We start from the raw sequence: 21,186 nt of genomic DNA, 5'->3' as shown, positions 1-21,186 counted from the left end.
GATAGTCACTGTCCAATATATTGGAAATTCGACCTTGCATTGGAGCTTGCCCGCGATGACCGAACCGACGATTCGCCGCCTGGCTGGCGAGGAGATCCTGGCGCGCCTGGACGAACTGGCCGAGGTACTGCTGGACTGCGTGGAAGGCGGGGCTTCGGTCAGCTTCATGTGGCCGTTGCCGCGGGAGCGGGCGCTGGCCTTCTGGCGCGGCGTCGGCGAGAGCGTGGCGGGCGACGAACGCCTGCTGCTGGTGGCGGAAGCGGAGGGGCGGATCGTCGGTACCGTGCAACTGCTCCTCGACCAACCGCCGAACCAGCCGCACCGCGCCGACGTGGCGAAGATGCTGGTGCACCGGCGTGCGCGTCGGCGCGGCATCGGCGAGGCGCTGATGGGCGAGCTGGACCGGCTCGCCCGGGCCTGCGGCAAGTCCCTGCTGGTGCTGGACACGGTCAGCGGCAGCGCCGCCGAACGGCTGTACCTGAAGACCGGCTGGACACGGGTCGGGGAAATTCCGGACTACGCCCTGATGCCGGACGGCACGCCCTGTCCCACCACCTATTTCTACAAGCGCCTGGCTGCTGCCGGCTGACCGAAGATGCCAGCGTTCCCAAGGCAGGCCGGGTAGAATCGGCGGATGCGAGAGATTCGGGGTCGATGGTGGAGTTACTGCAAGGGTTCGTCCTGACCCGGCACTGGCGCGATACGCCGGCCGGCACGGAAGTCGCGTTCTGGCTGGCGACCGAGCAGGGCCCGCGGCAGGTGCGGCTGCCGCCGCAGCCGTCGGTGGCGTTCGTCCTCGCCGAGCAGCGCGGGCGCGTCGAGTCCCTGCTCGCCGGGGAGACTGGCGCCGAGCTGCGGCCGCTGGCGCTGCGCGACTTCCAGCAGCGGCCGGTGCTCGGCCTGTACTGCCAGCAGCATCGCCAACTGATGAATCTGGAGAAACGCTTGCGCCAGGCCGGCGTCGAGGTGTTCGAGGCCGATATCCGGCCGCCGGAGCGCTACCTGATGGAGCGCTTCATCACCGCGCCGGTCAGCCTGGAGGCGAGTGTCGAGGCTGACGGCAGCCTGCTCGCCCGGCGCCTGAAGCCGGCTCCGGACTATCGCCCGCGCCTGCGCCTGGTGTCGCTGGACATCGAGACCAACGCCCGCGGCGATCTCTACTCCATCGCCCTGGAAGGCTGCGGCCAGCGCCAGGTATACATGCTCGGCCCGGCCAACGGCGATGCCGCGGCCGTGGATTTCCGCCTCGACTATTGCGACAGCCGTGCCGGGCTGCTTGAACGCCTCAACCAGTGGCTGGCCGAGCACGATCCCGACGCCATCATCGGCTGGAACCTGGTGCAGTTCGACCTGCGCGTCCTGCATGAGCATGCCCAGCGCCTGAAGGTGCCGCTGCGCCTGGGGCGTGGCGGCGACGAAATGGGCTGGCGCGAGCACGGCAGCCGCAACAACCACTTTTTCGCCGCGGCGGCCGGCCGCCTGATCATCGATGGCATCGAGGCGCTGCGCTCGGCGACCTGGAGCTTCCCCTCGTTCAGCCTGGAGAACGTCGCCCGGACCCTGCTCGGCGAAGGCAAGGCGATCGACAATCCGTACCAGCGGATGGACGAGATCGATCGCATGTTCGCCGAGGACAAGCCGGCCCTCGCGCACTACAACCTGAAGGACTGCGAATTGGTGACGCGGATCTTCGCCCGTACCGAACTGCTCGACTTCCTCCTCGAACGGGCCACCGTCACCGGCCTGCCGGCGGACCGCAGCGGCGGCTCGGTGGCGGCCTTCACCCACCTGTACATGCCGTTGATGCACCGCGCCGGCTTCGTCGCCCCGAACCTCGGCGAGAAGCGTCCGGAAGCCAGTCCCGGCGGCTTCGTCATGGACTCGCGGCCGGGCCTCTACGAATCGGTGCTGGTGCTCGACTACAAGAGCCTGTATCCGTCGATCATCCGTACCTTCCTGATCGATCCGGTCGGCCTGGTGGAAGGCCTGCGCCAGCCGGACGACGAGCACTCGGTGGAAGGCTTTCGCGGCGCCCGCTTCTCGCGTACCCGGCATTGCCTGCCGGCCATCGTCGCACGGGTCTGGGAGGGCCGCGAGGCGGCCAAGCGCGAACGCAACCAGCCGCTCTCGCAGGCGTTGAAGATCATCATGAACGCCTTCTACGGGGTGCTGGGTTCCAGCGGCTGCCGCTTCTTCGACCCGCGCCTGGCCTCGTCCATCACCCTGCGCGGGCATCGGATCATGCGCCGTACCCGCGAGCTGATCGAGGCCGAGGGCTATACGGTGATCTATGGCGATACCGACTCCACCTTCGTCTGGCTCGGCAGCCCCCGCGCCGAGGAGGAGGCCGCGGCCATCGGCCGGGCGCTGGTGGCGCGGGTCAACGACTGGTGGCGCGAGCACCTGAAAGAAGAATTCGGCCTCGACAGCGCCCTCGAGCTGCAATTCGAGACCCATTACCGGCGTTTTCTCATGCCCACCGTGCGCGGCGCCGAGGAGGGCAGCAAGAAACGCTACGCCGGCCTGGTGCGCCGCGCCGACGGTGGCGAGGAGATGGTCTTCAAGGGCCTGGAGACCGTGCGCACCGACTGGTCGCCGCTGGCCCAGCGCTTCCAGCAGGAACTCTACCTGCGCATCTTCAATCGCCAGCCCTACCAGGACTACGTGCGCGATTACGTACGACGGACCCTGGCCGGCGAGCTGGACGACCTGCTGGTCTACCGCAAGCGCCTGCGCCGGCGCCTCGACGATTACCAGCGCAACGTGCCGCCGCATGTGCGCGCGGCGCGCATCGCCGACGACTACAACCTCGAGCGCGGGCGCCCGCGGCAGTACCAGAGCGGCGGCTGGATCAGCTACGTGATCAGCGTCGCCGGTCCCGAGCCGCTCGAGGCGCGGCGTTCGGCCATCGACTACGAGCACTACGTGGGCAAGCAGTTGCAGCCGGTGGCCGACGCCATCCTGCCGTTCGTCGGCGATGATTTCGCCACTTTGGTCGACCGGCAGATGGCACTATTCTGAGGCTCATTGGCGGATGAGCCGCTGGTCCAGCTGGCGCAGCCGTTCCCGGTCGAGGTTGCGCGGCAGGACGAGAGTGTCCGAGCCGTTGGTCAACGGCGATTCCACGGGCCTGTTGAGTGGGATGACGATACGCTCGGCGTCGTAACGGATTTCCTTGGCGTCGGTCAGGCCCTGCTTCTGTAGCTGATGGATGGCTTCGAGGCGGGCGTCGGCGTCGGCTGCGCTGGGCGCCGATTGCATGACCTTCAGGTAGATGTCCAGTGCCTCCCGGCCATTGAACGGACCTTGCCCCAGGTGCTTCACGAATACCCGGTAGACGCCTCCCACCGCGCGGCACAGGCGGCTGTTGCCGTTCTGTGCGGCGATGTCGGCCTGCAGCCTGGCGTCGCACTGCTGCTTGCTCATGTTGCGGGCTTCGGACTTTTCGCTTTGCGCGCAGTAGGCGCTGCCGTAGAGGTCGCCGTCCTTGTCGCAGCGGCCGTAGCAGATATCGTGCAGGCGGCAGGCCTCGCTGAGCGAGCAGCCCGCGACGTCGTCCGGAACCAGATACTGGGTGAAGCCGGAGCCGCAATAGGTGGCCTTGTCTTCGGCGGCGCTGGCGGCGGGCGCCATCCGCGGGGCGAGCAGAACGACGGCGAAGCCGATCAGGAGCAGGCTAGAGAGGGTTTTCATAGAGGACGTCCTGTTCGCTGCGGGTGCCGGGTTCCGAGAGTTGCCGTTGCAGCCGCCGGTGCATGGCCGTGGCTTTGAGGTAGTGGAAGTCGAAGCACTTGCCGAACGAGAAGTTCTTCCGCACCGGGTCGTGGCACTCCCGGTAGTAGGAGGCGCCAGCCGTACGTTCGTAGATGGCCTTGCTGACGGCGGTGGCCATGAAGGCGATCACCTGGTCGTTGAAGATATCGTTGTGGTCGGCGATGAAGGACTGCGAGGTGTAGATGAAGTTGACCGGCTCGTTGCTGTAGCAGGGCATGCGCGGCAGCGCCGGATCGGCGTTGCCGCCGTCCGCGCTGCAGAAGCTCCTGAAGCGCCATTTGCCGATATCGGTGTCGTCGATCACCCGTGGTTCGGGCGGTCTTGGCGCGCAGTTGTCGCTGCCATCCGGCAGCGGGCACTCGCGGTCGATCAGCAGGGCGGTCCGATACAGGCTGTAGTTGCCGAGGGCGGTGGTATCCAGGTCTTCTTCCCGGAGGCGATAGCGGGTTCCGTTGTAGGTCCTGTCCAGGTCCACCTGGCTCCAGGTGAGGTTGACGCCGACCCATTGGCCGAGCGGGAAGGCGAAGTGGGTGGCGCTGTCGCCGTGCGAACTGATGACGTACAGCAGCGGCGGCGGCTGGGTTCCCAGGGCGCCGACCTTGAGGCTGTTCTCCTTAAGCAGCAGGCCCTGATTGGCCTCTATCGCCGGATTCAGCATGATTACCGCGTCGCCGAAGGCGCGTATCCGCTGACCGTCCTGGAGAGCCAGCAGGCGTTCGAGCAACGGGTCGTGAAGTGCGCCGAGGGTGATTGCGCCGCCGAAGCTGTGGCCGACGATCACCAGATAGTTCCTGTCCTTGCGATCGATCCGTTCCAACTGGGCGAGCAACTCGGCGACGCCACCCCGGCCGACTTCCTCGGCGACGGCCTTCCTGTCCCAGTAGGTCAAGTTCTCGCTATACAGGCCATGCATCGACTTGCCCCGCCAGCCAACATAGAGGCCGACCAGCCTGCGTTTGCCCAGCACCCCGGAGGAGGCGAGATTGGCGAGTGCCTTGTTGAAGCTGGCGACGTTGCCGTCGTCCCGTCCCGCGTTGTGCTTCCAACCGTGAATGAACACCACCATGGCGATGTCCCCCCGGGCGGAGTAGCGCTTTAGCTGGTCGATCAGGCGTTGCGTTCTGGCAGGCGCGAAGTCGTTGCCGCGCTCGCTGTATTCGACGAAGCCGATCTCGTAGTTCGGATGGCGTTCGTAGTAGCTGTCGCTGCAAGGCCGCATGTCGGCGCAGGTCGATTCGCTGTCATCGCGCAGCGGGGCGTTGGCGGCGCAGCCTGCCAGCAGGCAGGCTGCGAGAAGGGCGAGTATTTTCATGACGATTCCCGCGTGGAGATTCTTTTCCGGCGCGCCAGAACTCGACCGGTCGCTACCCGTTACGCAGGCCGGTCGGTACGCTCTGGCGCTGTCGGTGCCCGTGTCGCCGGCCGGGTGCTGTCATGGGGGATGGGAGAGCGCAGGCGGAGAAGTCGTCCCGCGAAAGGCTGGGGAGGCGTGTGTCAGGGGCCCCTGGAAGCGGGCCTGGGATATCCCGGAAAGGCTCGTCGTGGGGCGAACTGTCGAAGACGTTGACATGCTGAACCACCACTTCCGTGTCTGTTCTGCAACTGTCTATAGACCGCCGGGGGATGGGTGTCAAAGTGCCACTTCGCAGCCTTCCGCATGGTGGATGGCTGCGAAGGAGAGTCGATCAGGCCAGTTGCGCCGGGTCGAGCATGTCGCTCTCGAAGGTCATCCAGCCGCCGTTCTCGCTGGCCGCGCCGTCGAGGATCGGGCCGTAGTAGGTGAGGCCGATGGTCAGGCTGAAGCAGATGTGGGTAGCGTTCTCCGGGGCGTCCAGCTGGCCTTCGAAGTGCAGCTTGAGCACGCCCGGCTCGACGCTTTCCAGGCCGATGGCGACGTTCGGGTTGTCCACGGCCTCGCTTTCGCGGCCGCGTTGCTCGGCGCTGACGGTGAGGGTCACGGTGTCTCGGTACATGTCTTGCTCCAGTTGGCGTGGGGCCGGCGTCGCCAGCGCGGCGGACAGACTACTGGCAGACGCGCCGGCTGGCCAGTGCTGGCTGCGGCAGGCGCCGCGCGGGGCCTGGGAATCATTCGCCGGCGGCGCAGTCCAACTGCGCATCACCAACCGACCCCCGAGGGGATGATGAAGCTACCCGTGCTCGCTGTATTGGGCGCCGCGCTGCTGTTGAGCGCCTGCGCGAAGAAGGAGGCCGAGGCCTGTGCCTCGCCGGACGTGAAGGACCAACTGATGCGGATCTTCCTCCAGGGCGCGATCACCGAGCGCTCGCCGGAGTTCAAGGACAGCGCGCTGCGCGACGTGGCGATCCTCGAGAAGGATCCCGACAGCGGCGTGCTGTCCTGTGTCGGCACCCTCAGCGTGCCGGCCGGCCAGCAGGTGGTCGAGGGCGTCCTGCAATATCGCATCGCCCCGGTGGCCAAGTCCGACTACGACTACCTGCTGCTGGATACCGCCGGCGCCAACACCACCGCCCTGGCGCAGCGCCTGAACAAGGCACTCGGCCAGTGATCGCGCGCCTCGCTCAGGGTACGCCGTTGCGGCCGTGGGCGAGGAAGCCGGGACGGGCGCCGAGGCGCTCGTAATAGGCGCGCACCGCTGGCAGCGACGGATGCTCGAACGGCGTCTCGTACCAGCGGTTGACCGACAGGCCGATGGCGATGTCGGCCAGGCTGAAGGTCTCGCCGGCGACATAGGCGCCGGTGCGTAGCAGTTGTCCCTCGAGGGTTTCCATGAAGCCCGTCCAGCCGCGCAGCGAAGCCTCCACCTGGGCCGCGTCGCGGTGCGCCGGCGACTGCCGGACCAGGCTCATGAAGGCATAGCTCCACGAGCGGTTGAGGTCGGAGGCCTGCCAGTCCAGCCACTGGTCGACCCGCGCGCGCGGCGCCGCCTGCTGCGGATAGAGGCGTTCGCCGGCATAGCGGTTGGCCAGGTAGCGGATGATGCTGTTGGATTCCCAGAGCACCAGTTCGCCGTCGCGCAGCACCGGCACCATGGCGTTCGGGTTGAGGGCGAGGAATTCCGCCGCGTGGGTGTCGCGGAAGCCGCTGCCCCAGTCTTCGCGGCGGTAGGGCAGGTCCAGTTCGGCGCAGGTCCAGAGCACCTTGCGCACGTTGATCGAAGAGGCCTTTCCGAGAATCTCCAGCATGGCGATGGCGCGTCCTTGGGCGGATAGGAAGGCTCCGAGTATACGGGCCGATCCCGCCGACGGGGAGCGGCTCGAGCGGGGGCGCCGGCTAGGCTCCGCTGGCTTGCCGACGGCCCGGGCGGCGGCGCGCCCAGAGGGCGAAGTAGAGCCAGCCGATGACGAACGATGGCGCCACGCTCGCCAATGGATGCGGCGTGGCCGAGAGCCAGTGCAGCGCGGCCATCGGCGCGGTCAGCAGGAGCACCACCAGCAGGGGCGCCTGGCGTTGCGCAAGGCCGTGGCGGCGGCCGAGACATTGCAACAGGTACAGGCCGAAGCGCGTCGCCAGGAGACTCGCGGCGCCCTGGAGCAGGGCGGCGACGCCCATCCCGGCCAGGCCGCCGTCCTGGTTGGCATAGGCCGCCCAGGCGCCGTATAGCACCGCGGCCGGCAGCGCCGCCAGCCACGGGTCGTCGGAGCGCTGCGCGAGTCCGCTCACCGGATGATCCTCTGCTGCACGTAGGGTTCGGCACCGGGCGCGAGGCGGACCATGCAGAGGATCTGGTCGCTGCTGCCGACGTGGGCGACGAAGTGGTCGTTGGTCCTGGCGTGGCTGGACATCGCCATGCGCGGGAAGAAATCCGGGGCGACGCTGCGTTGCCCGCCGGGTATCAGGCCGGTTTCCGCATCCAGGCGCAGGTTGGCGGACAGCGTGCCGACCACGTCGAGGGCCAGGTCGACCATGTCCGGGCTCTGGCGCGGCGCTTCCAGGTCCGGGTACAGCGTCGCTCCCGGGATCCGCGCGCTGAGGGCGCGGAACATGTTGTAGACCACCGGGTTGTAGGTCTTCGCCACGATCAGTGGCGGCAGCCCGCCGTTGCGCTCGCTGACTTGGCGCAGGAAGAACTGGTTGATCCGCTTGAACAGGCTGGTGCGGTGGTAGCGGTCGACCACCATCGCTGTCCACAGGTAGAGGAAACGCGTCGCGCCGCGGACGAAGTCCTTCGCGCCCAGGATGCCGATGATCCGTTCGCCCTCCGGATCGGTCGCCAGTACCAGGTGGTCGTAGGTCTCGAAGATATCCGGCTGGTTGCCGAAGTATTGCAGCACGTCGAACTGCGGCATTCCCTCTTGCAGGTCGGCGACTATCTTGCGCTTGAAGCCCTCGGGGAACTGCCGTTCGCGGCTGGAGTAGTCGAGGTCGAAGGCGTTTTTCTGCGGATCGCTGGTCATGGTCGTGGCTCGCCGGAGGAAGAGGCTGAAGGGCGCAGGACCAACTGGCGGTCCGTCGCGTCGGGGGCGTCGTCGGCGATACGGATGTACGCGCCGCGGGCCCAGAGTTCGTTGAGGTCGGTGGCGCCGTCGAACGGCAGGCCGGAATTGCGGGTGGACAGCGCGTAGCGCGAGTTGTCGAAGTCCGCCAGGTCGATGACCATCCGCAGGGTCGCGGCGATCCGTGTGTTGAGCGGGTTGGCCGGGTCGCTGTAGTCGAAGCGCCCGACGTTGACGCTGAAGTTGTCGCCGCCCTTGTTGTTCTTCAGGTCGAACAGCGCGCGCAACGGGGTCTTGTGGAAGGGCACGTGCTCGGCGAGGGCGGCGTGCGCCTCGCCCCACTTCCAGCCGCTCGGCGCGCTTCCGTGGGCGGCTCGCAGTTCGTCGAGGGCGCGGCGCAGCGACTGGTTCAGCTTGAGGTCGCAGCCTTGTTCCTGGCCGCACCAGAAGCGCAGGTCGGCCTGGCCGTCGAGGATCAGCCGGAGGAATCCGTCGTAGTTGCGCTGGTTCCAGCCGCTGGCCAGCAACTGCGTGCCGATCCTCGGTTGCAGCAGCTCGCGGGTGAAGGCGCGTACCCAGTAGCCGGCGATCAGTGGCGCGGCCAGGTCGGCGGCGGCCTGGTGGTTCCAGCCCTGGAGCAGGGCGAAGGCCTCGCTGGCGCGCAGTTCGGGGTCGCTGACCTGCTCCAGCATCTTCGGCAACAGGCTCGCCATCACGCTGGAGAACTCGTCGTTCTGCAACTCCAGGCTGTCTTCCAGGGTGCGCTGGCCGGGGCCGCCGAGCCACTCGCGGATGCGTTCGTAGCGGTAGGGCAGGACCCAGTCGTGGCCGAAGTCGAAGGCATTGTCGGGCGGCACGATGCGCTGGTTCGCCGTGGCGATGAACCCTTCGCGGGGGTTGAGGCTGCGTGGCTTGGCGCTTTCCGGAACGTAGCCGACCCAGTCGTAGCGGCTCTCCCAGCCGGGCGAGGGGGCCAGGCCATGGAGGTCGTCGTCGGCGCCGCGGAGCGGTACGCGACCGGCGGAGACGTAGCCGATGTTGCCCTCGACGTCGGCATAGACCATGTTCTGCGGCGGTACGCCGAAGTCGGCGGCGGCGTCGAGGAACTGTTCCCAGCCTTCGGCCCGGTTGATCGCCAGCAGGCTCGGGAAGGTCTTGTCGTGACGGTCGAGGCCGGTCCAGGCGAGGGCGATCACCAGCCGGTCGCGCTGCGCCTGCGGCAGCCGCGCCGGTTCGTAGATGTCGCTGATCACCGGGCCGTGGCGGGTGCTGCGGACCTCCAGCGAGACCGTCTCGCCGTCGCGCACGGCGATGCGTTCCAGGCGCGTCTCGAAGGGCCGGTAGCCGTCCGGGGTCAGGTAGCGCCGTGGGTCCTGGGGATCGACGCGCTCCAGGTAGGCGTCCTGGATGTGCGAGCCGGTATTGGTGTAGCCCCAGGCGATGCGCTGGTTATGGCCGATGACGAACAGCGGGGCGCCGGCGAAGTTGGCGCCGGTGAGGCTCAGGCCGGGGATCTTCAGGCTGGCCAGGTAGAAGGCCGCCGGGTTGGTCAGGCGCAGGTGCGGATCGTTGGCCAGCAGCGGCTTGCCGGTGGCGCTGCGGCTGGCGGAGACCACCCAGTTGTTCGAACCGATGCCTTCGACGTTGGAACCGGGCAGTTGCCCCAGCAGCTTGCCGGCGTCCGGCGTGCCGTGCAGGGAGCGGTACAGGCTGGCGTAGTCGCGGGTGGCCGGCGGCCGCTCGCCCGGATAGGGGGCGAACACCTCGTTGATCCGTGCCAGGTCCAGGTGCTCGGCCAGCGCCAGGCGCTGCAACTGCATGCCCAGGTTGGCGCTCAGGGTCCAGGAATAGAGCAGGTGCAGGGACAGGCTGTCCACCGGCCCCCAGGGCCCCGGCCGTTCGTGGCGCACCAGGCTGAATTCCAGCGGCAGCGCTGCCGGGGCCAGCTCCAGATAGGCGTTGATCCCGTCGCTGTAGCGTTGCAGCAGGACGCGCGTGGGCGCGTCCAGGTTGGCGTAGATGCCCTCGGCGGTGCGTCGGAAGCCCAGGGTGCGGGCGAACCTGTCCATCGGCAGGGTCTTGACGCCGAACACTTCGGAGAGCGTCCCGCCGGCATAGCGGCGGGCGAACTCCATCTGCCACAGGCGATCCCTGGCGTGGCTGTAGCCGAGCAGGAAATAGCCGTCCTCCAGGCTCTGCGCGCGGATATGCGGGACGCCGGCGGCGTCCCAGGCGATCCGCCCCTCGTGTTCCAGGCCATGGCCGACCTGGATCTCGCCGTACTTGAAGCCCAGCGGGACGGCCAGCAGGTAGACCGCGCAGGCCAGTAGCCCCAGCAGCAGGCCGCCGAGGGACAGGCGCCAGGCGTAACGTGCGTTCTTCGACATCGCTTCGAGTCTCCACGCCGACGGGTCAATAGACCCGCCGGTTCCGGTCCGCATGGCGACTGACGAAGAACACCAGCGAGACGCGCTCGCCGGCGGTCACCTGCTGGACCTCGTGGGGATAGCTGCAGTCGCTGATGATCACCGAGCGCGGCTCCGGCTTGATGTCGTTGCGCAGGTTGCCGTCGCGGTCGTAGACCACGAACTGGCCGCCGGCGAAGTAGGTGCCGAGCTGCAGGACGATGGAGTACTGGTAGTCCGGGTTGCTGTCGGTATCCAGGTGCCGGCCGATGAACGAGCCGGCCTTCATCCGGTTCACCTGCATGCGCCGGACGTAGAAGGCGTCGTCGCCCATCAGCTTGCGGAACAGGCTCATCACGTTGTCGTTGCAGACGCGCGGGATGATCAGCTCCGACAGCGCATGGTTGACCACCGTGGGACGGTCGCGGTCGGTCATGAAACGGGCCACGTAGAGGTCGTTCTCCTCGTCGGCGTCGCCGATCAGGATCTTCTCCCACGGCAGGGTCGAGTTGGCCAGGACCTGGTTCATCAGTTCCCAGTCCTGCTCGTCGTAGAGCGCGTCGCTGGGGGTGATATAGGCGCAGCCGTTGGCTGCCAGACTCTGGGTGATCTGGGCAATCTGAGTATTCATGGGGTTTCCTGTGTGATCAGGCGGTAGCCTGGGATGCGGGTTGGTTGGTGTGGGGCTGGTTGGCGGCATCGGTCTCCGGAGCGAGCCGGGCATGGTTCTCGCGGTACCAGTCGACGATTCCGAACGGGTCCGACTGGCCGCGGCAGAGGTGGTCGCGCAGGATCAGGAAGTTCTCCCACATGCCCCAGGTCTCGGTCATCGGGCCGAACTTCGAGGGGCGCGCCTCGTTGGCCGCGCGCTCCGGCGCGATGCGCCAGAAGTTCACTCCCGGCTTGCGATGGTGGAAGTCGTGGCTGGGCAGGTCCTGCATGAAGGAGAACACCCGCAGCGGGATGTCGATCAGCAGCACGCCCAGGCTCCAGCGAACGAACGCCAGGGCGAAGGCCAGGCCCTGCTTGTCGGCCGGGTAGGGGCGGCCGAGGAAGCGTCCCCAGCTCAGCGAGCCGTAGTGCAGGAAGCGCGGCAGGCCGTGCTCGTTGCGGGCGAACCAGAGGTGCTCGGAGACGTGCTGGATCCACGACGAGTACTGGGTGAGGATGAAGATCGGGAACAGGTAGAACAGCGCGAACGCCTCCAGGTAGCCGCTGGCGTACACCAGGCCGAGCAGCGCAGCCCAGTAGAGCGCCCGGCTGACGCGCTCGTGGCGCGGGGCGGAGACGAAGCTGACGTCGAAACGGAACTTCAGGTGCTCGAGGATCCGCGCCGGATGGAAGGGCGCGAGCACCAGGCGGGTCCAGAAGGCGCTCTCGGACATGCCCTTGTAGAAGCCGTGCTGTTTCATGAAGACCAGGTCGACGTCGTGCTCGGTATTGAAGGTGCGCACGCTGTGGTGTTCGTTCACGTGCAGCTTCACGTACTCGTCGCGCGGGGTGTGCAGGATCGGGATCGACAGGATCCACTTGCAGGTGAAGCGGGCCAGCGCCTTGTTCTCCAGGCTAGCGCCATGGGTGGTGTAGTGGAAGGTATGGAGGAAGCCACGCTGGCGGTTGACCACCAGGCACATGATCAGCGCGCCCAACAGGCACTTCAGCCACAGTGGCTGCTGCGAGGCGAGCAGTTGCTGGCCGTAGATCACCGCGAGGAAGAACACCGCGTAGCCCCAACTGATGTGCAGGTAGAGCTGCCAGGGCTTGAGCAGGGTGTCTTTCGGCCGTCGCGGCGGGCGGTCGTTCAGCGACTTGCCGGTGACCCAGGTCCAGAACGGCTGGCAGGGCAGGTCCTTGTAGGTACGGCGCACGTCGATGCCGTATCCGTACTTGGAGTATCGGGTCTTGAACAGTTCATCTTGCATGGCGCAGGCGCTCCCTCGTTACAGGTAGTCGGTTCGGATGTAGAGCGTCGGGACGGTCGCGAAGAACGAGTAGAACGGCTCCATCCGGTAGTGATCGACGGCCAGCACGACGAAGTTGTCGAAGCGCTCGCCGAAGAGTTTTCCCATCAATGCGTACTCGGCGGCCTGGGAGACGAAGCTGGCCCAGATCTGCTCGCGCGACTGGCTGGCGAACCATTTCTCGTAGAGCGGCAGGCGCGACAGGAAGATCGATTCCAGGGCCGGGTAGTCCAGCCCGGTCTGGCCGTAGTCGCCCTGTTCCAGGCGCTGGACGATCTCGCCGTGGGCCCGGTGCCAGCCGTCCTCGCCGCCGCACATCTCGAAGAACGAGCAGGTCGCGGCCGGGCAGGGCAGGGCCCCGGCGATCCGCTCGAGCTGGCGCTCGACCTTGCCGAGGAAACCCTCGCGGGTCTCGCCGGTGGCGGGGTTGCGGTTGAACGACAGGTACTCGAACTCGCCGCCGAGGATCGCGTGGCGGATTTCCACCTGGCGCGCCCTGGCCAGCTCCGCCACCGCCTGGCCGGCGCTGACCAGCTTGGCGCCGGCCAGGCCGGGCTGGTCGCCGACTCGCTCGAAGGTGTAGCGCGGCTTGCCCTCGGCATCGCTGGAGTGCGAGTAGTCCGGGCATACCGCGCTCACCAGGTGCAACGGACGGCCTTCGCCAGCGGCGCGCTCCAGCGCCTCAACCAGGCCGCGCAGGGCCCGCTCGCTGGGCGGCATGACGTTGCCGGCGGCCAGCCAGCGCTCGATGTCGCGAGCGTGGCGGTCGAGCTGCGGGATGTCCGGATGCTTGAGCTCCAGCTCGCTCTTGGCGTTGACCGCATCGGCCAGGAGCAGGGTGGTCAGGGACGGGATGCGTCCCTTGCTCTTGAATCGGTGGATGTTGGTGACCACCGAGTTGCCCTGGCGCAGCTTGAAGTCGAACTCCTGGTGGCGCGACTGGAGGATCAGGTAGAACAGGTAGTTGCTGAACGGCAGCTCGCGCGCGCCGTGGGAGATGCGCAGCTCCAGATACCTGCGTTTCAGTTCGCCGAGGCGCGTTTCCAGTTGCGCATAGGTATGGTCGGGGACCACTTCGGCGAGGGGGAGGCCATACGAGATGGATTTCAATATGTTCCGGCTGAGACGGGAATCGATGTCTGGAATCATGGCGTTCACCTGACGTCGGGCTTGACCAGGACGGGAGCGGGCTGGGTTTTTCCGGGGAGGCTGTGCACGTCGCGGAACAGCAGCATGTCGACGAACTGCTGCTCCTTGTCGCCGGCGAAGCCCTGCGGCTCGTCGATGCGGCGGGGGTTCTCGTAGGTGCCGAACAACATGTCCCAGATCGGGAAGTCGCTGTAGTTGCACTCGTGGCGGTCGCGCTGGTGGTGGATGCGGTGCATCTCCGGGCGCTGGAACAGGTAGCCGAGGACGTGCGGGGTGCGCAGGTTCGAGTGGTAGAACATCTCGCCGAGCGCGGCGAACATGATGTAGTAGGCGCCGGCCTCGATGCTGATGCCCATCACCACGTAGGCGACGAAGCTGCCCAGCAGCGAGTTGAAGACCATCTCGGTCGGATGCTTGTAGAAGGAGGTGAATACCTCGATGCGTTGCGGCGCGTGGTGCAACTGGTGGAACAGCCGCCAGAGCGTGTCGTTGGCGTGGCGCGCGCGATGCCACCAGTAGGTGACGAAGGTGTTGACGAAGTAGGCGGCGAAGCCGGCCAGCAGTGGTGGCAGGGCATCCGAGGTGTGCAGCAGGCTGTGCCCCATCATCCATTTGTTCCAGGTGATGCCGGCGAGCAGGGCGATCGACACCTGGACGATGTTGAGGAAGATCACCCGGGCCACCCAGGTGCTCACCTTGGGCAATTTCCAGCCGGGAACCAACTGTTCCAGCATGAAGATGAATAGCGCCACTCCGATCAAGTAATAAATCATATTTATCTCCTCTTCCTTAGGGGCGGACGCCATGCGGAACTTTCATCGATACGAAAGGCCAGCGTCCTGTTTATTGTCTGAAGCACTTCTCGGCAGGCTGCGGTTATCGCTTCGCTATATTCGGAAGGCGATCTCGGTCAGGCGTGGATAGCTTGTCCATGGTCGAATGGAGCGCTCTTTTTAATTGCCTCAGAATGCGCTTCGTGAAAATCGGCACGGACAATGAAATGCCTGGTCGAATTAAATTGTCACAGCCCGGCAGGGACAACCTGCCCTTCCGGGCAGGTATCTGCGGAGAGATAGGGGGGGAAGTATGTAGTTGCCATTTCTGGTCCCCGGGGAGCCTCGTCGACGAGGCCCGCCATGGGCCAAGGTTTGTTGTCGGGAGGCTCTCCCGACGACGATGGAGCGTGCGAGAAGAACAATGAGAAAGACCGCCGTGAGGCCCATCGGAGAGCCGTTCTACGGTTTCCGCAAAGATCCGGGGCGCCGTCCCCTCCAGCCCAGCGCAGTTCCTGCGCGGCGCCTCGTGTCCGTGCTCATCGAGAAGTTCTCTTCAGCCTCGTTTCGTCGTCGCCCGGCGGGCGGCGAATGGGCTCGACCTCGTCCGGAACACCCGCACAGGGCCGGTGGCGATATGTACTTCCAGGTCCGGCTTGATAAAGGGAATTGTCATGAGTGGATAAGACGGAAACAAAAAAGAATAAAAACGCTGAAGAACCGAATCCTGCCGGGATCGATTGTTGACTGGTGAAGCTGGCATGCATGATGAGAGAGAGGGATATCTCGAGATTTTGTCAAGAATAACAACCGAGGAAGAGTTCTTCTCCCTGGTTCTCGAGATATGCGGTAATTATGGATTCGAATTCTTTTCATTCGGTGCGCGGGCGCCTTTCCCGCTGACCGCACCTAAATATCATTTCCTGTCCAATTACCCAGGGGAATGGAAAAGCAGATATATCTCCGAAGACTACACATCCATCGACCCGATCGTGCGCCATGGTCTCCTGGAATACACCCCGCTGATCTGGAATGGCGAAGACTTCCAGGAGAACCGTTTCTTCTGGGAGGAAGCGCTGCATCACGGCATCCGTCACGGCTGGTCGATCCCGGTCCGCGGCAAGTACGGGCTGATCAGCATGCTGTCCCTGGTGCGTTCCAGCGAGAGCATCGCCGCCACGGAAATCCTGGAGAAGGAATCCTTCCTGCTCTGGATCACCAGCATGCTGCAGGCTACCTTCGGCGACCTGCTGGCGCCGCGCATCGTCCCGGAAAGCAATGTGCGCCTGACCGCCAGGGAAACCGAGATGCTCAAGTGGACCGCGGTGGGCAAGACCTACGGCGAGATCGGCCTGATCCTGTCGATCGACCAGCGCACGGTGAAGTTCCATATCGTCAATGCGATGCGCAAGCTCAACTCCAGCAACAAGGCGGAGGCCACCATGAAGGCTTACGCCATCGGCCTGCTCAACTGAATCGACGCCTCGTCGCCTAGCGAGGCCGCCGCGCAAGCGTCCGGCCATTCACCGAATGGCCGGATAGCGTTTGCGCCGGTCGCCTGAGCGCAGCCTTCCCACCGGCAGCGTTTCCCCGCTGCCCCCTTCGCCATTGCGCCCGTCCTCCTGTTGTCCGGCACGCTAGTGCAACTTTCCGGGCGCTTGGCAAACCGGCCAAAGAATAGAACGGAATCGATGCCCCACACCTGTAATTTTTAAGGGGTTATGGCTATTGCAAAAAAGCGTTTATAAGTTTGTCCCCTGTCAAATCTGGTTACAACTGGGTTTCAGGCGAAACATTCGGTCATGGCAATTCGGCATTAGTTGAAACTTTGGAGACGCTCCGAAGCGGGCAACTTTTGCCCGGAAAAAGCTTCACGGCAATTTCTCCGGCCTGTCATCCCGATGTCTTCTTTCCGGTATGGATGCCAGTCGATTCGAACTGGCGGAGATTCGCACCATGCGAGAGTACCAACGGTTGAAAGGGTTTACCGACAACCTGGAATTGCGTCGGCGCAACCGTGCCACGGTCGAGCACTACATGCGCATGAAGGGGGCCGAACGGTTACAGCGGCACAGCCTGTTCGTCGAGGACGGCTGCGCCGGCAACTGGACCACGGAAAGCGGCGAACCCCTGGTTTTCCGGGGCCATGAGAGCCTCAGGCGGCTCGCCGAGTGGCTCGAGCGCTGCTTCCCCGACTGGGAGTGGCACAACGTGCGGATCTTCGAGACCGAGGATCCGAACCACTTCTGGGTCGAGTGCGACGGGCGCGGCAAGGCGCTGGTCCCGGGGTATCCGGAGGGCTATTGCGAGAACCACTACATCCATTCCTTCGAACTCGAGAACGGCCGGATAAAACGCAATCGCGAGTTCATGAACCCGATGCAGAAATTGCGTGCATTGGGAATAGCCGTTCCACAAATAAAACGTGACGGTATTCCCACCTGATTAATGTTTATTCCAATTCAAGAGGAGATATGACGATGCTCGATAATGCCATTCCCCAAGGTTTCGAAGACGCCGTGGAGTTGCGCAGGAAGAATCGCGAGACGGTGGTCAAGTATATGAACACCAAAGGCCAGGATCGCCTGCGCCGCCATGAACTTTTCGTCGAGGACGGCTGTGGCGGTTTATGGACCACCGATACCGGCTCGCCCATCGTCATTCGTGGCAAGGACAAGCTGGCCGAGCACGCGGTGTGGTCGCTGAAATGCTTCCCGGATTGGGAGTGGTACAACATCAAGGTCTTCGAGACCGACGATCCCAACCACTTCTGGGTCGAGTGCGACGGCCACGGCAAGATCCTCTTCCCCGGCTATCCCGAGGGCTACTACGAGAACCACTTCCTGCATTCCTTCGAGCTGGACGACGGCAAGATCAAGCGCAACCGCGAATTCATGAACGTCTTCCAGCAATTGCGCGCCCTGAGCATTCCGGTCCCGCAGATCAAACGCGAAGGCATTCCCACCTGAGGCCATCCTGGAAGGGGTGAACTATGGACGATCTATTGCAACGCGTACGGCGCTGCGAAGCGCTGCAGCAACCCGAATGGGGCGATCCGTCGCGCCTGCGCGACGTGCAGGCGTACCTGCGCGGCAGTCCGGCGCTGATCCGCGCCGGCGACATCCTGGCCCTGCGCGCGACCCTGGCGCGGGTCGCCCGCGGCGAGGCGCTGGTGGTGCAGTGCGGCGACTGCGCCGAGGACATGGACGACCACCATGCCGAGAACGTGGCGCGCAAGGCCGCCGTGCTGGAACTGCTGGCCGGCGCCCTGCGCCTGGCCGGCCGGCGGCCGGTGATCCGCGTCGGGCGCATCGCCGGGCAGTACGCCAAGCCGCGTTCCAAGCCGCACGAGCAGGTCGGCGAGCAGACCCTGCCGGTCTATCGCGGCGACATGGTCAACGGCCGCGAGGCCCATGCCGAACAGCGCCGGGCCGATCCGCAGCGGATCCTCAAGGGCTATGCGGCGGCGCGCAACATCATGCGCCACCTGGGCTGGGACGCCGCGTCCGGGCAGGAGGCGAATGCCTCGCCGGTCTGGACCAGCCACGAGATGCTGCTGCTCGACTACGAGCTGTCGATGCTGCGCGAGGACGAGCAGCGCCGGGTCTACCTCGGTTCGACCCACTGGCCGTGGATCGGCGAGCGCACCCGCCAGGTCGACGGCGCCCATGTGGCGCTGCTGGCCGAGGTGCTCAACCCGGTGGCCTGCAAGGTCGGTCCGGAGATCGGCCGCGACCAGTTGCTGGCGCTCTGCGAGCGCCTCGATCCGCGCCGCGAGCCGGGACGCCTGACGCTGATCGCGCGGATGGGCGCGCAGAAGGTCGGCGAGCGCCTGCCGCCGCTGGTGGAGGCGGTGCGCGCGGCCGGGCACCCGGTGATCTGGCTGAGCGACCCGATGCACGGCAACACCATCGTCGCGCCCTGCGGCAACAAGACCCGCCTGGTGCGCAGCATCGCCGAGGAGGTGGCGGCGTTCCGCCTGGCGGTGTCCGGCTCCGGCGGCGTGGCCGCCGGGCTGCACCTGGAGACCACCCCGGACGACGTCACCGAGTGCGTCGCCGATTCCAGCGGCCTGCACCAGGTCAGCCGGCACTACACCAGCCTCTGCGATCCGCGGCTGAACCCCTGGCAGGCACTCAGCGCGGTGATGGCCTGGTCCGGCGCAGAAGCGATCCCGAGCGCAACCTTCCCCCTGGAGACCGTGGCATGAGCGGCATTCCCGAAATCACCGCCTATCCCTTGCCGACTGCCCAGCAGTTGCCGGCCAACCTGGCGCGCTGGAGCCTGGAGCCGCGGCGCGCGGTGCTGCTGGTGCACGACATGCAGCGCTACTTCCTGCGCCCGCTGCCCGAGAGCCTGCGCGCCGGGCTGGTGGCCAACGCCGCGCGGCTGCGCCGCTGGTGCGTCGAGCAGGGCGTGCAGATCGCCTACACCGCCCAGCCGGGCAGCATGACCGAGGAGCAGCGCGGTCTGCTCAAGGACTTCTGGGGGCCGGGCATGCGCGCCAGTCCGGCCGACCGCGAGGTGGTCGAGGAGCTGGCGCCGGGGCCGGACGACTGGCTGCTGACCAAGTGGCGCTACAGCGCCTTCTTCCACTCCGACCTGCTCCAGCGGATGCGCGCCGCCGGCCGCGACCAGTTGGTGCTGTGCGGCGTATACGCCCACGTCGGGGTGCTGATCTCCACGGTCGACGCCTACTCCAACGACATCCAGCCGTTCCTGGTGGCCGACGCCATCGCCGACTTCAGCGAGGCGCACCACCGCATGGCCCTGGAATACGCCGCCAGCCGCTGCGCGATGGTGGTCACCACCGACGAGGTGCTGGAATGAACGCCCTGCCCACATCGCTGTTGCAGCGCCTGCTCGAACGGCCGGCGCCGTTCGCCTTGCTCTACCGCCCGGAAAGCAATGGCCCGGGCCTGCTCGACGTGATCCGCGGCGAGGCGCTCGAACTGCACGGCCTGGCCGACCTGCCGCTGGACGAGCCCGGCCCGGGCCTGCCGCGCCATGACCTGCTGGCGCTGATTCCCTACCGGCAGATCGCCGAGCGCGGCTTCGAGGCGCTCGACGACGGCACGCCGCTGCTGGCGCTGAAGGTCCTGGAGCAGGAGCTGCTGCCGCTGGAACAGGCCCTGGCGCTGCTGCCGAACCAGGCGCTGGAACTGAGCGAGGAAGGTTTCGACCTCGACGACGAGGCCTACGCCGAAGTGGTCGGGCGGGTCATCGCCGACGAGATCGGTCGCGGCGAAGGCGCCAACTTCGTGATCAAGCGGCGCTTCCAGGCGCGCATCGACGGCTACGCCACGGCCAGCGCGCTGAGCTTCTTCCGCCAGTTGCTGCTGCGCGAGAAGGGCGCCTACTGGACCTTCATCGTCCACACCGGCGAACGCACCCTGGTCGGCGCCTCGCCCGAGCGACACATCAGCGTGCGCGACGGCCTGGCGGTGATGAACCCGATCAGCGGCACCTACCGCTACCCGCCGGCCGGGCCGAACCTGGCCGAGGTCATGGAATTCCTCGACAACCGCAAGGAAGCCGACGAGCTGTACATGGTGGTGGACGAGGAGCTGAAGATGATGGCGCGGATCTGCGAGGACGGCGGCCGGGTGCTCGGTCCCTACCTCAAGGAGATGGCGCACCTGGCGCACACCGAGTACTTCATCGAGGGCCAGACCAGCCGCGACGTGCGCGAGGTGCTGCGCGAGACGCTGTTCGCCCCGACCGTCACCGGCAGCCCGCTGGAAAGCGCCTGCCGGGTGATCCGCCGCTACGAGCCGCAGGGTCGCGGCTACTACAGCGGGGTGGCGGCGCTGATCGGCGGTGACGGCCAGGGCGGGCGCACGCTGGACTCGGCGATCCTGATCCGCACCGCCGAGATCGAGGGCGACGGCCGCCTGCGCATCGGCGTCGGCTCGACCATCGTGCGTCACTCCGATCCCCTGGGCGAGGCGGCGGAAAGCCGGGCCAAGGCTTCCGGGCTGATCGCCGCGCTGAAGAGCCAGGCGCCGCAGCGCCTGGGCTCGCACCCGCACGTGGTGGCGGCGCTGGCCAGCCGCAACGCGCCGATCGCCGACTTCTGGCTGCGCGGCGCCAGCGAGCGCCAGCAGTTGCAGGCCGACCTGTCCGGACGCGAGGTGCTGATCGTCGATGCCGAGGACACCTTCACCTCGATGATCGCCAAGCAGCTCAAGTCGCTGGGCCTGACGGTGACCGTGCGCGGCTTCCAGGAGCCGTACTCGTTCGACGGCTACGACCTGGTGATCATGGGCCCCGGCCCGGGCAACCCCACCGAGATCGGCCAGCCGAAGATCGGCCACCTGCACCTGGCCATCCGTTCGCTGCTCAGCGAGCGCCGGCCGTTCCTCGCCGTGTGCCTGAGCCACCAGGTGCTGAGCCTGTGCCTGGGCCTGGACCTGCAACGCCGGCAGGAGCCCAACCAGGGCGTGCAGAAACAGATCGACCTGTTCGGCGCCGCCGAGCGCGTCGGCTTCTACAACACCTTCGCCGCGCGCGCCTTGCAGGACCGCATCGAGATTCCCGAGGTCGGCCCGATCGAGATCAGCCGCGACCGCGAGACCGGCGAGGTCCATGCCCTGCGCGGGCCGCGCTTCGCCTCCATGCAATTCCACCCCGAATCGGTGCTGACCCGCGAGGGTCCGCGCATCATCGCCGACCTGCTGCGCCACGCGCTGGTCGAGCGGCGGCCCTGAG

At 66.3% G+C, this 21,186-nt stretch carries 20 protein-coding genes; 9 read left to right on the top strand and 11 right to left on the bottom strand.

Annotated elements, in window-relative coordinates:
- Positions 1-55: 55 nt before the first annotated feature.
- Positions 56-589, top strand: a complete 534-nt coding sequence (locus tag ACYAF3_RS27400; protein WP_003102722.1) for a GNAT family N-acetyltransferase — start codon at positions 56-58, stop codon at positions 587-589.
- Between the two features lie 68 nt (positions 590-657).
- A complete protein-coding gene (locus ACYAF3_RS27395) occupies positions 658-3,021 on the top strand; it encodes a DNA polymerase II (protein WP_003122806.1) in 2,364 nt (787 codons plus the stop codon).
- Positions 3,022-3,024: 3 nt separating this feature from the next.
- Here ACYAF3_RS27395 and ACYAF3_RS27390 read toward each other — a convergent pair whose 3' ends face one another.
- The 3 genes from ACYAF3_RS27390 to ACYAF3_RS27380 form a co-directional block, all read right to left on the bottom strand.
- On the bottom strand, positions 3,025-3,693 hold the full coding sequence (locus ACYAF3_RS27390) for a hypothetical protein (protein WP_003102715.1): 669 nt from the start codon (positions 3,691-3,693) through the stop codon (positions 3,025-3,027).
- A complete protein-coding gene (locus tag ACYAF3_RS27385; RefSeq protein ID WP_003132715.1) occupies positions 3,677-5,086 on the bottom strand; it encodes an alpha/beta fold hydrolase in 1,410 nt (469 codons plus the stop codon). Before ACYAF3_RS27385 ends, ACYAF3_RS27390 begins: the two co-directional genes overlap by 17 nt.
- Before the next feature lie 373 nt (positions 5,087-5,459).
- Complete coding sequence (locus ACYAF3_RS27380) at positions 5,460-5,747, bottom strand: hypothetical protein (RefSeq protein WP_003088136.1); 288 nt, start codon at positions 5,745-5,747, stop codon at positions 5,460-5,462.
- Positions 5,748-5,912: 165 nt separating this feature from the next.
- Between ACYAF3_RS27380 and ACYAF3_RS27375 the strand changes: the two genes are divergently transcribed.
- Entirely contained in the window at positions 5,913-6,299 is a 387-nt protein-coding gene (locus ACYAF3_RS27375; protein WP_003115740.1) for a hypothetical protein, read from the top strand.
- A 13-nt stretch (positions 6,300-6,312) separates the two neighbouring features.
- On the opposite strand, the gene ACYAF3_RS27370 is transcribed toward ACYAF3_RS27375, so the two are convergent.
- From ACYAF3_RS27370 to ACYAF3_RS27335, 8 genes are all read right to left on the bottom strand, one after another.
- Positions 6,313-6,936 carry a glutathione S-transferase family protein gene (locus ACYAF3_RS27370; protein ID WP_003117660.1) on the bottom strand — a complete coding sequence of 208 codons (624 nt, stop codon included), beginning with the start codon at positions 6,934-6,936 and terminating at the stop codon, positions 6,313-6,315.
- Between the two features lie 88 nt (positions 6,937-7,024).
- The gene (locus tag ACYAF3_RS27365; protein WP_073654097.1) at positions 7,025-7,414 is read right to left on the bottom strand and encodes a hypothetical protein; all 390 of its coding nucleotides are present in this window, start codon (positions 7,412-7,414) and stop codon (positions 7,025-7,027) included.
- Positions 7,411-8,148 (bottom strand): hypothetical protein, encoded by a 738-nt coding sequence (locus tag ACYAF3_RS27360; RefSeq protein ID WP_004349323.1) that lies wholly within the window; start codon positions 8,146-8,148, stop codon positions 7,411-7,413. The genes ACYAF3_RS27365 and ACYAF3_RS27360 overlap by 4 nt, the downstream gene beginning before the upstream one ends.
- Positions 8,145-10,574 carry a penicillin acylase family protein gene (locus tag ACYAF3_RS27355; RefSeq protein WP_116680147.1) on the bottom strand — a complete coding sequence of 810 codons (2,430 nt, stop codon included), beginning with the start codon at positions 10,572-10,574 and terminating at the stop codon, positions 8,145-8,147. The genes ACYAF3_RS27360 and ACYAF3_RS27355 overlap by 4 nt, the downstream gene beginning before the upstream one ends.
- Before the next feature lie 25 nt (positions 10,575-10,599).
- Positions 10,600-11,223: a 2OG-Fe(II) oxygenase gene (locus ACYAF3_RS27350; RefSeq protein WP_310511125.1), complete on the bottom strand. Its 624-nt coding sequence runs from the start codon at positions 11,221-11,223 to the stop codon at positions 10,600-10,602.
- A gap of 16 nt (positions 11,224-11,239) precedes the next feature.
- On the bottom strand, positions 11,240-12,514 hold the full coding sequence (locus tag ACYAF3_RS27345; protein ID WP_003102695.1) for a fatty acid desaturase: 1,275 nt from the start codon (positions 12,512-12,514) through the stop codon (positions 11,240-11,242).
- Positions 12,515-12,532: 18 nt separating this feature from the next.
- The gene (locus tag ACYAF3_RS27340) at positions 12,533-13,702 is read right to left on the bottom strand and encodes a hypothetical protein (protein WP_003088150.1); all 1,170 of its coding nucleotides are present in this window, start codon (positions 13,700-13,702) and stop codon (positions 12,533-12,535) included.
- 5 nt (positions 13,703-13,707) lie between these two features.
- Positions 13,708-14,475 (bottom strand): sterol desaturase family protein, encoded by a 768-nt coding sequence (locus ACYAF3_RS27335; RefSeq protein WP_003102692.1) that lies wholly within the window; start codon positions 14,473-14,475, stop codon positions 13,708-13,710.
- 761 nt (positions 14,476-15,236) lie between these two features.
- Here ACYAF3_RS27335 and qscR point away from each other — a divergent pair.
- From qscR to phzE, 6 genes are all read left to right on the top strand, one after another.
- Positions 15,237-15,950, top strand: a complete 714-nt coding sequence (gene qscR, locus ACYAF3_RS27330; RefSeq protein WP_003118960.1) for a quorum-sensing transcriptional repressor QscR — start codon at positions 15,237-15,239, stop codon at positions 15,948-15,950.
- 481 nt (positions 15,951-16,431) lie between these two features.
- Positions 16,432-16,920, top strand: a complete 489-nt coding sequence (gene phzA, locus ACYAF3_RS27325; protein WP_003450170.1) for a phenazine biosynthesis protein PhzA — start codon at positions 16,432-16,434, stop codon at positions 16,918-16,920.
- A 35-nt stretch (positions 16,921-16,955) separates the two neighbouring features.
- Positions 16,956-17,444: a phenazine biosynthesis protein PhzB gene (gene phzB / locus ACYAF3_RS27320; protein WP_003115119.1), complete on the top strand. Its 489-nt coding sequence runs from the start codon at positions 16,956-16,958 to the stop codon at positions 17,442-17,444.
- Positions 17,445-17,467: 23 nt separating this feature from the next.
- Entirely contained in the window at positions 17,468-18,685 is a 1,218-nt protein-coding gene (gene phzC, locus ACYAF3_RS27315; RefSeq protein ID WP_003093621.1) for a phenazine biosynthesis protein PhzC, read from the top strand.
- Positions 18,682-19,305: a phenazine biosynthesis protein PhzD gene (gene phzD / locus ACYAF3_RS27310; RefSeq protein ID WP_003093625.1), complete on the top strand. Its 624-nt coding sequence runs from the start codon at positions 18,682-18,684 to the stop codon at positions 19,303-19,305. The genes phzC and phzD overlap by 4 nt, the downstream gene beginning before the upstream one ends.
- A complete protein-coding gene (gene phzE / locus ACYAF3_RS27305; RefSeq protein WP_003118954.1) occupies positions 19,302-21,185 on the top strand; it encodes a phenazine biosynthesis protein PhzE in 1,884 nt (627 codons plus the stop codon). The genes phzD and phzE overlap by 4 nt, the downstream gene beginning before the upstream one ends.
- The last annotated feature ends 1 nt before the right edge of the window (position 21,186 follow it).

It is taken from the genome of Pseudomonas sp. TZ252 (assembly GCF_056110345.1).
The sequence above is the reverse complement of the archived record's forward strand: the minus strand, read 5'-3'. Positions and strand labels throughout refer to the sequence as shown.

Excerpts from the sequence above, each read along its gene's own strand:
- ACYAF3_RS27400 (WP_003102722.1), top strand. The coding sequence starts at position 56 with ATGACCGAACCGACGATTCGCCGCCTGGCTGGCGAGGAGATCCTGGCG.
- ACYAF3_RS27390 (WP_003102715.1), bottom strand. The coding sequence starts at position 3,693 with ATGAAAACCCTCTCTAGCCTGCTCCTGATCGGCTTCGCCGTCGTTCTG.
- ACYAF3_RS27385 (WP_003132715.1), bottom strand. The coding sequence starts at position 5,086 with ATGAAAATACTCGCCCTTCTCGCAGCCTGCCTGCTGGCAGGCTGCGCC.
- ACYAF3_RS27380 (WP_003088136.1), bottom strand. The coding sequence starts at position 5,747 with ATGTACCGAGACACCGTGACCCTCACCGTCAGCGCCGAGCAACGCGGC.
- ACYAF3_RS27375 (WP_003115740.1), top strand. The coding sequence starts at position 5,913 with ATGATGAAGCTACCCGTGCTCGCTGTATTGGGCGCCGCGCTGCTGTTG.
- ACYAF3_RS27370 (WP_003117660.1), bottom strand. The coding sequence starts at position 6,936 with ATGCTGGAGATTCTCGGAAAGGCCTCTTCGATCAACGTGCGCAAGGTG.
- ACYAF3_RS27360 (WP_004349323.1), bottom strand. The coding sequence starts at position 8,148 with ATGACCAGCGATCCGCAGAAAAACGCCTTCGACCTCGACTACTCCAGC.
- ACYAF3_RS27355 (WP_116680147.1), bottom strand. The coding sequence starts at position 10,574 with ATGTCGAAGAACGCACGTTACGCCTGGCGCCTGTCCCTCGGCGGCCTG.
- ACYAF3_RS27350 (WP_310511125.1), bottom strand. The coding sequence starts at position 11,223 with ATGAATACTCAGATTGCCCAGATCACCCAGAGTCTGGCAGCCAACGGC.
- ACYAF3_RS27345 (WP_003102695.1), bottom strand. The coding sequence starts at position 12,514 with ATGCAAGATGAACTGTTCAAGACCCGATACTCCAAGTACGGATACGGC.
- ACYAF3_RS27340 (WP_003088150.1), bottom strand. The coding sequence starts at position 13,702 with ATGATTCCAGACATCGATTCCCGTCTCAGCCGGAACATATTGAAATCC.
- ACYAF3_RS27335 (WP_003102692.1), bottom strand. The coding sequence starts at position 14,475 with ATGATTTATTACTTGATCGGAGTGGCGCTATTCATCTTCATGCTGGAA.
- qscR (WP_003118960.1), top strand. The coding sequence starts at position 15,237 with ATGCATGATGAGAGAGAGGGATATCTCGAGATTTTGTCAAGAATAACA.
- phzA (WP_003450170.1), top strand. The coding sequence starts at position 16,432 with ATGCGAGAGTACCAACGGTTGAAAGGGTTTACCGACAACCTGGAATTG.
- phzB (WP_003115119.1), top strand. The coding sequence starts at position 16,956 with ATGCTCGATAATGCCATTCCCCAAGGTTTCGAAGACGCCGTGGAGTTG.
- phzC (WP_003093621.1), top strand. The coding sequence starts at position 17,468 with ATGGACGATCTATTGCAACGCGTACGGCGCTGCGAAGCGCTGCAGCAA.
- phzD (WP_003093625.1), top strand. The coding sequence starts at position 18,682 with ATGAGCGGCATTCCCGAAATCACCGCCTATCCCTTGCCGACTGCCCAG.
- phzE (WP_003118954.1), top strand. The coding sequence starts at position 19,302 with ATGAACGCCCTGCCCACATCGCTGTTGCAGCGCCTGCTCGAACGGCCG.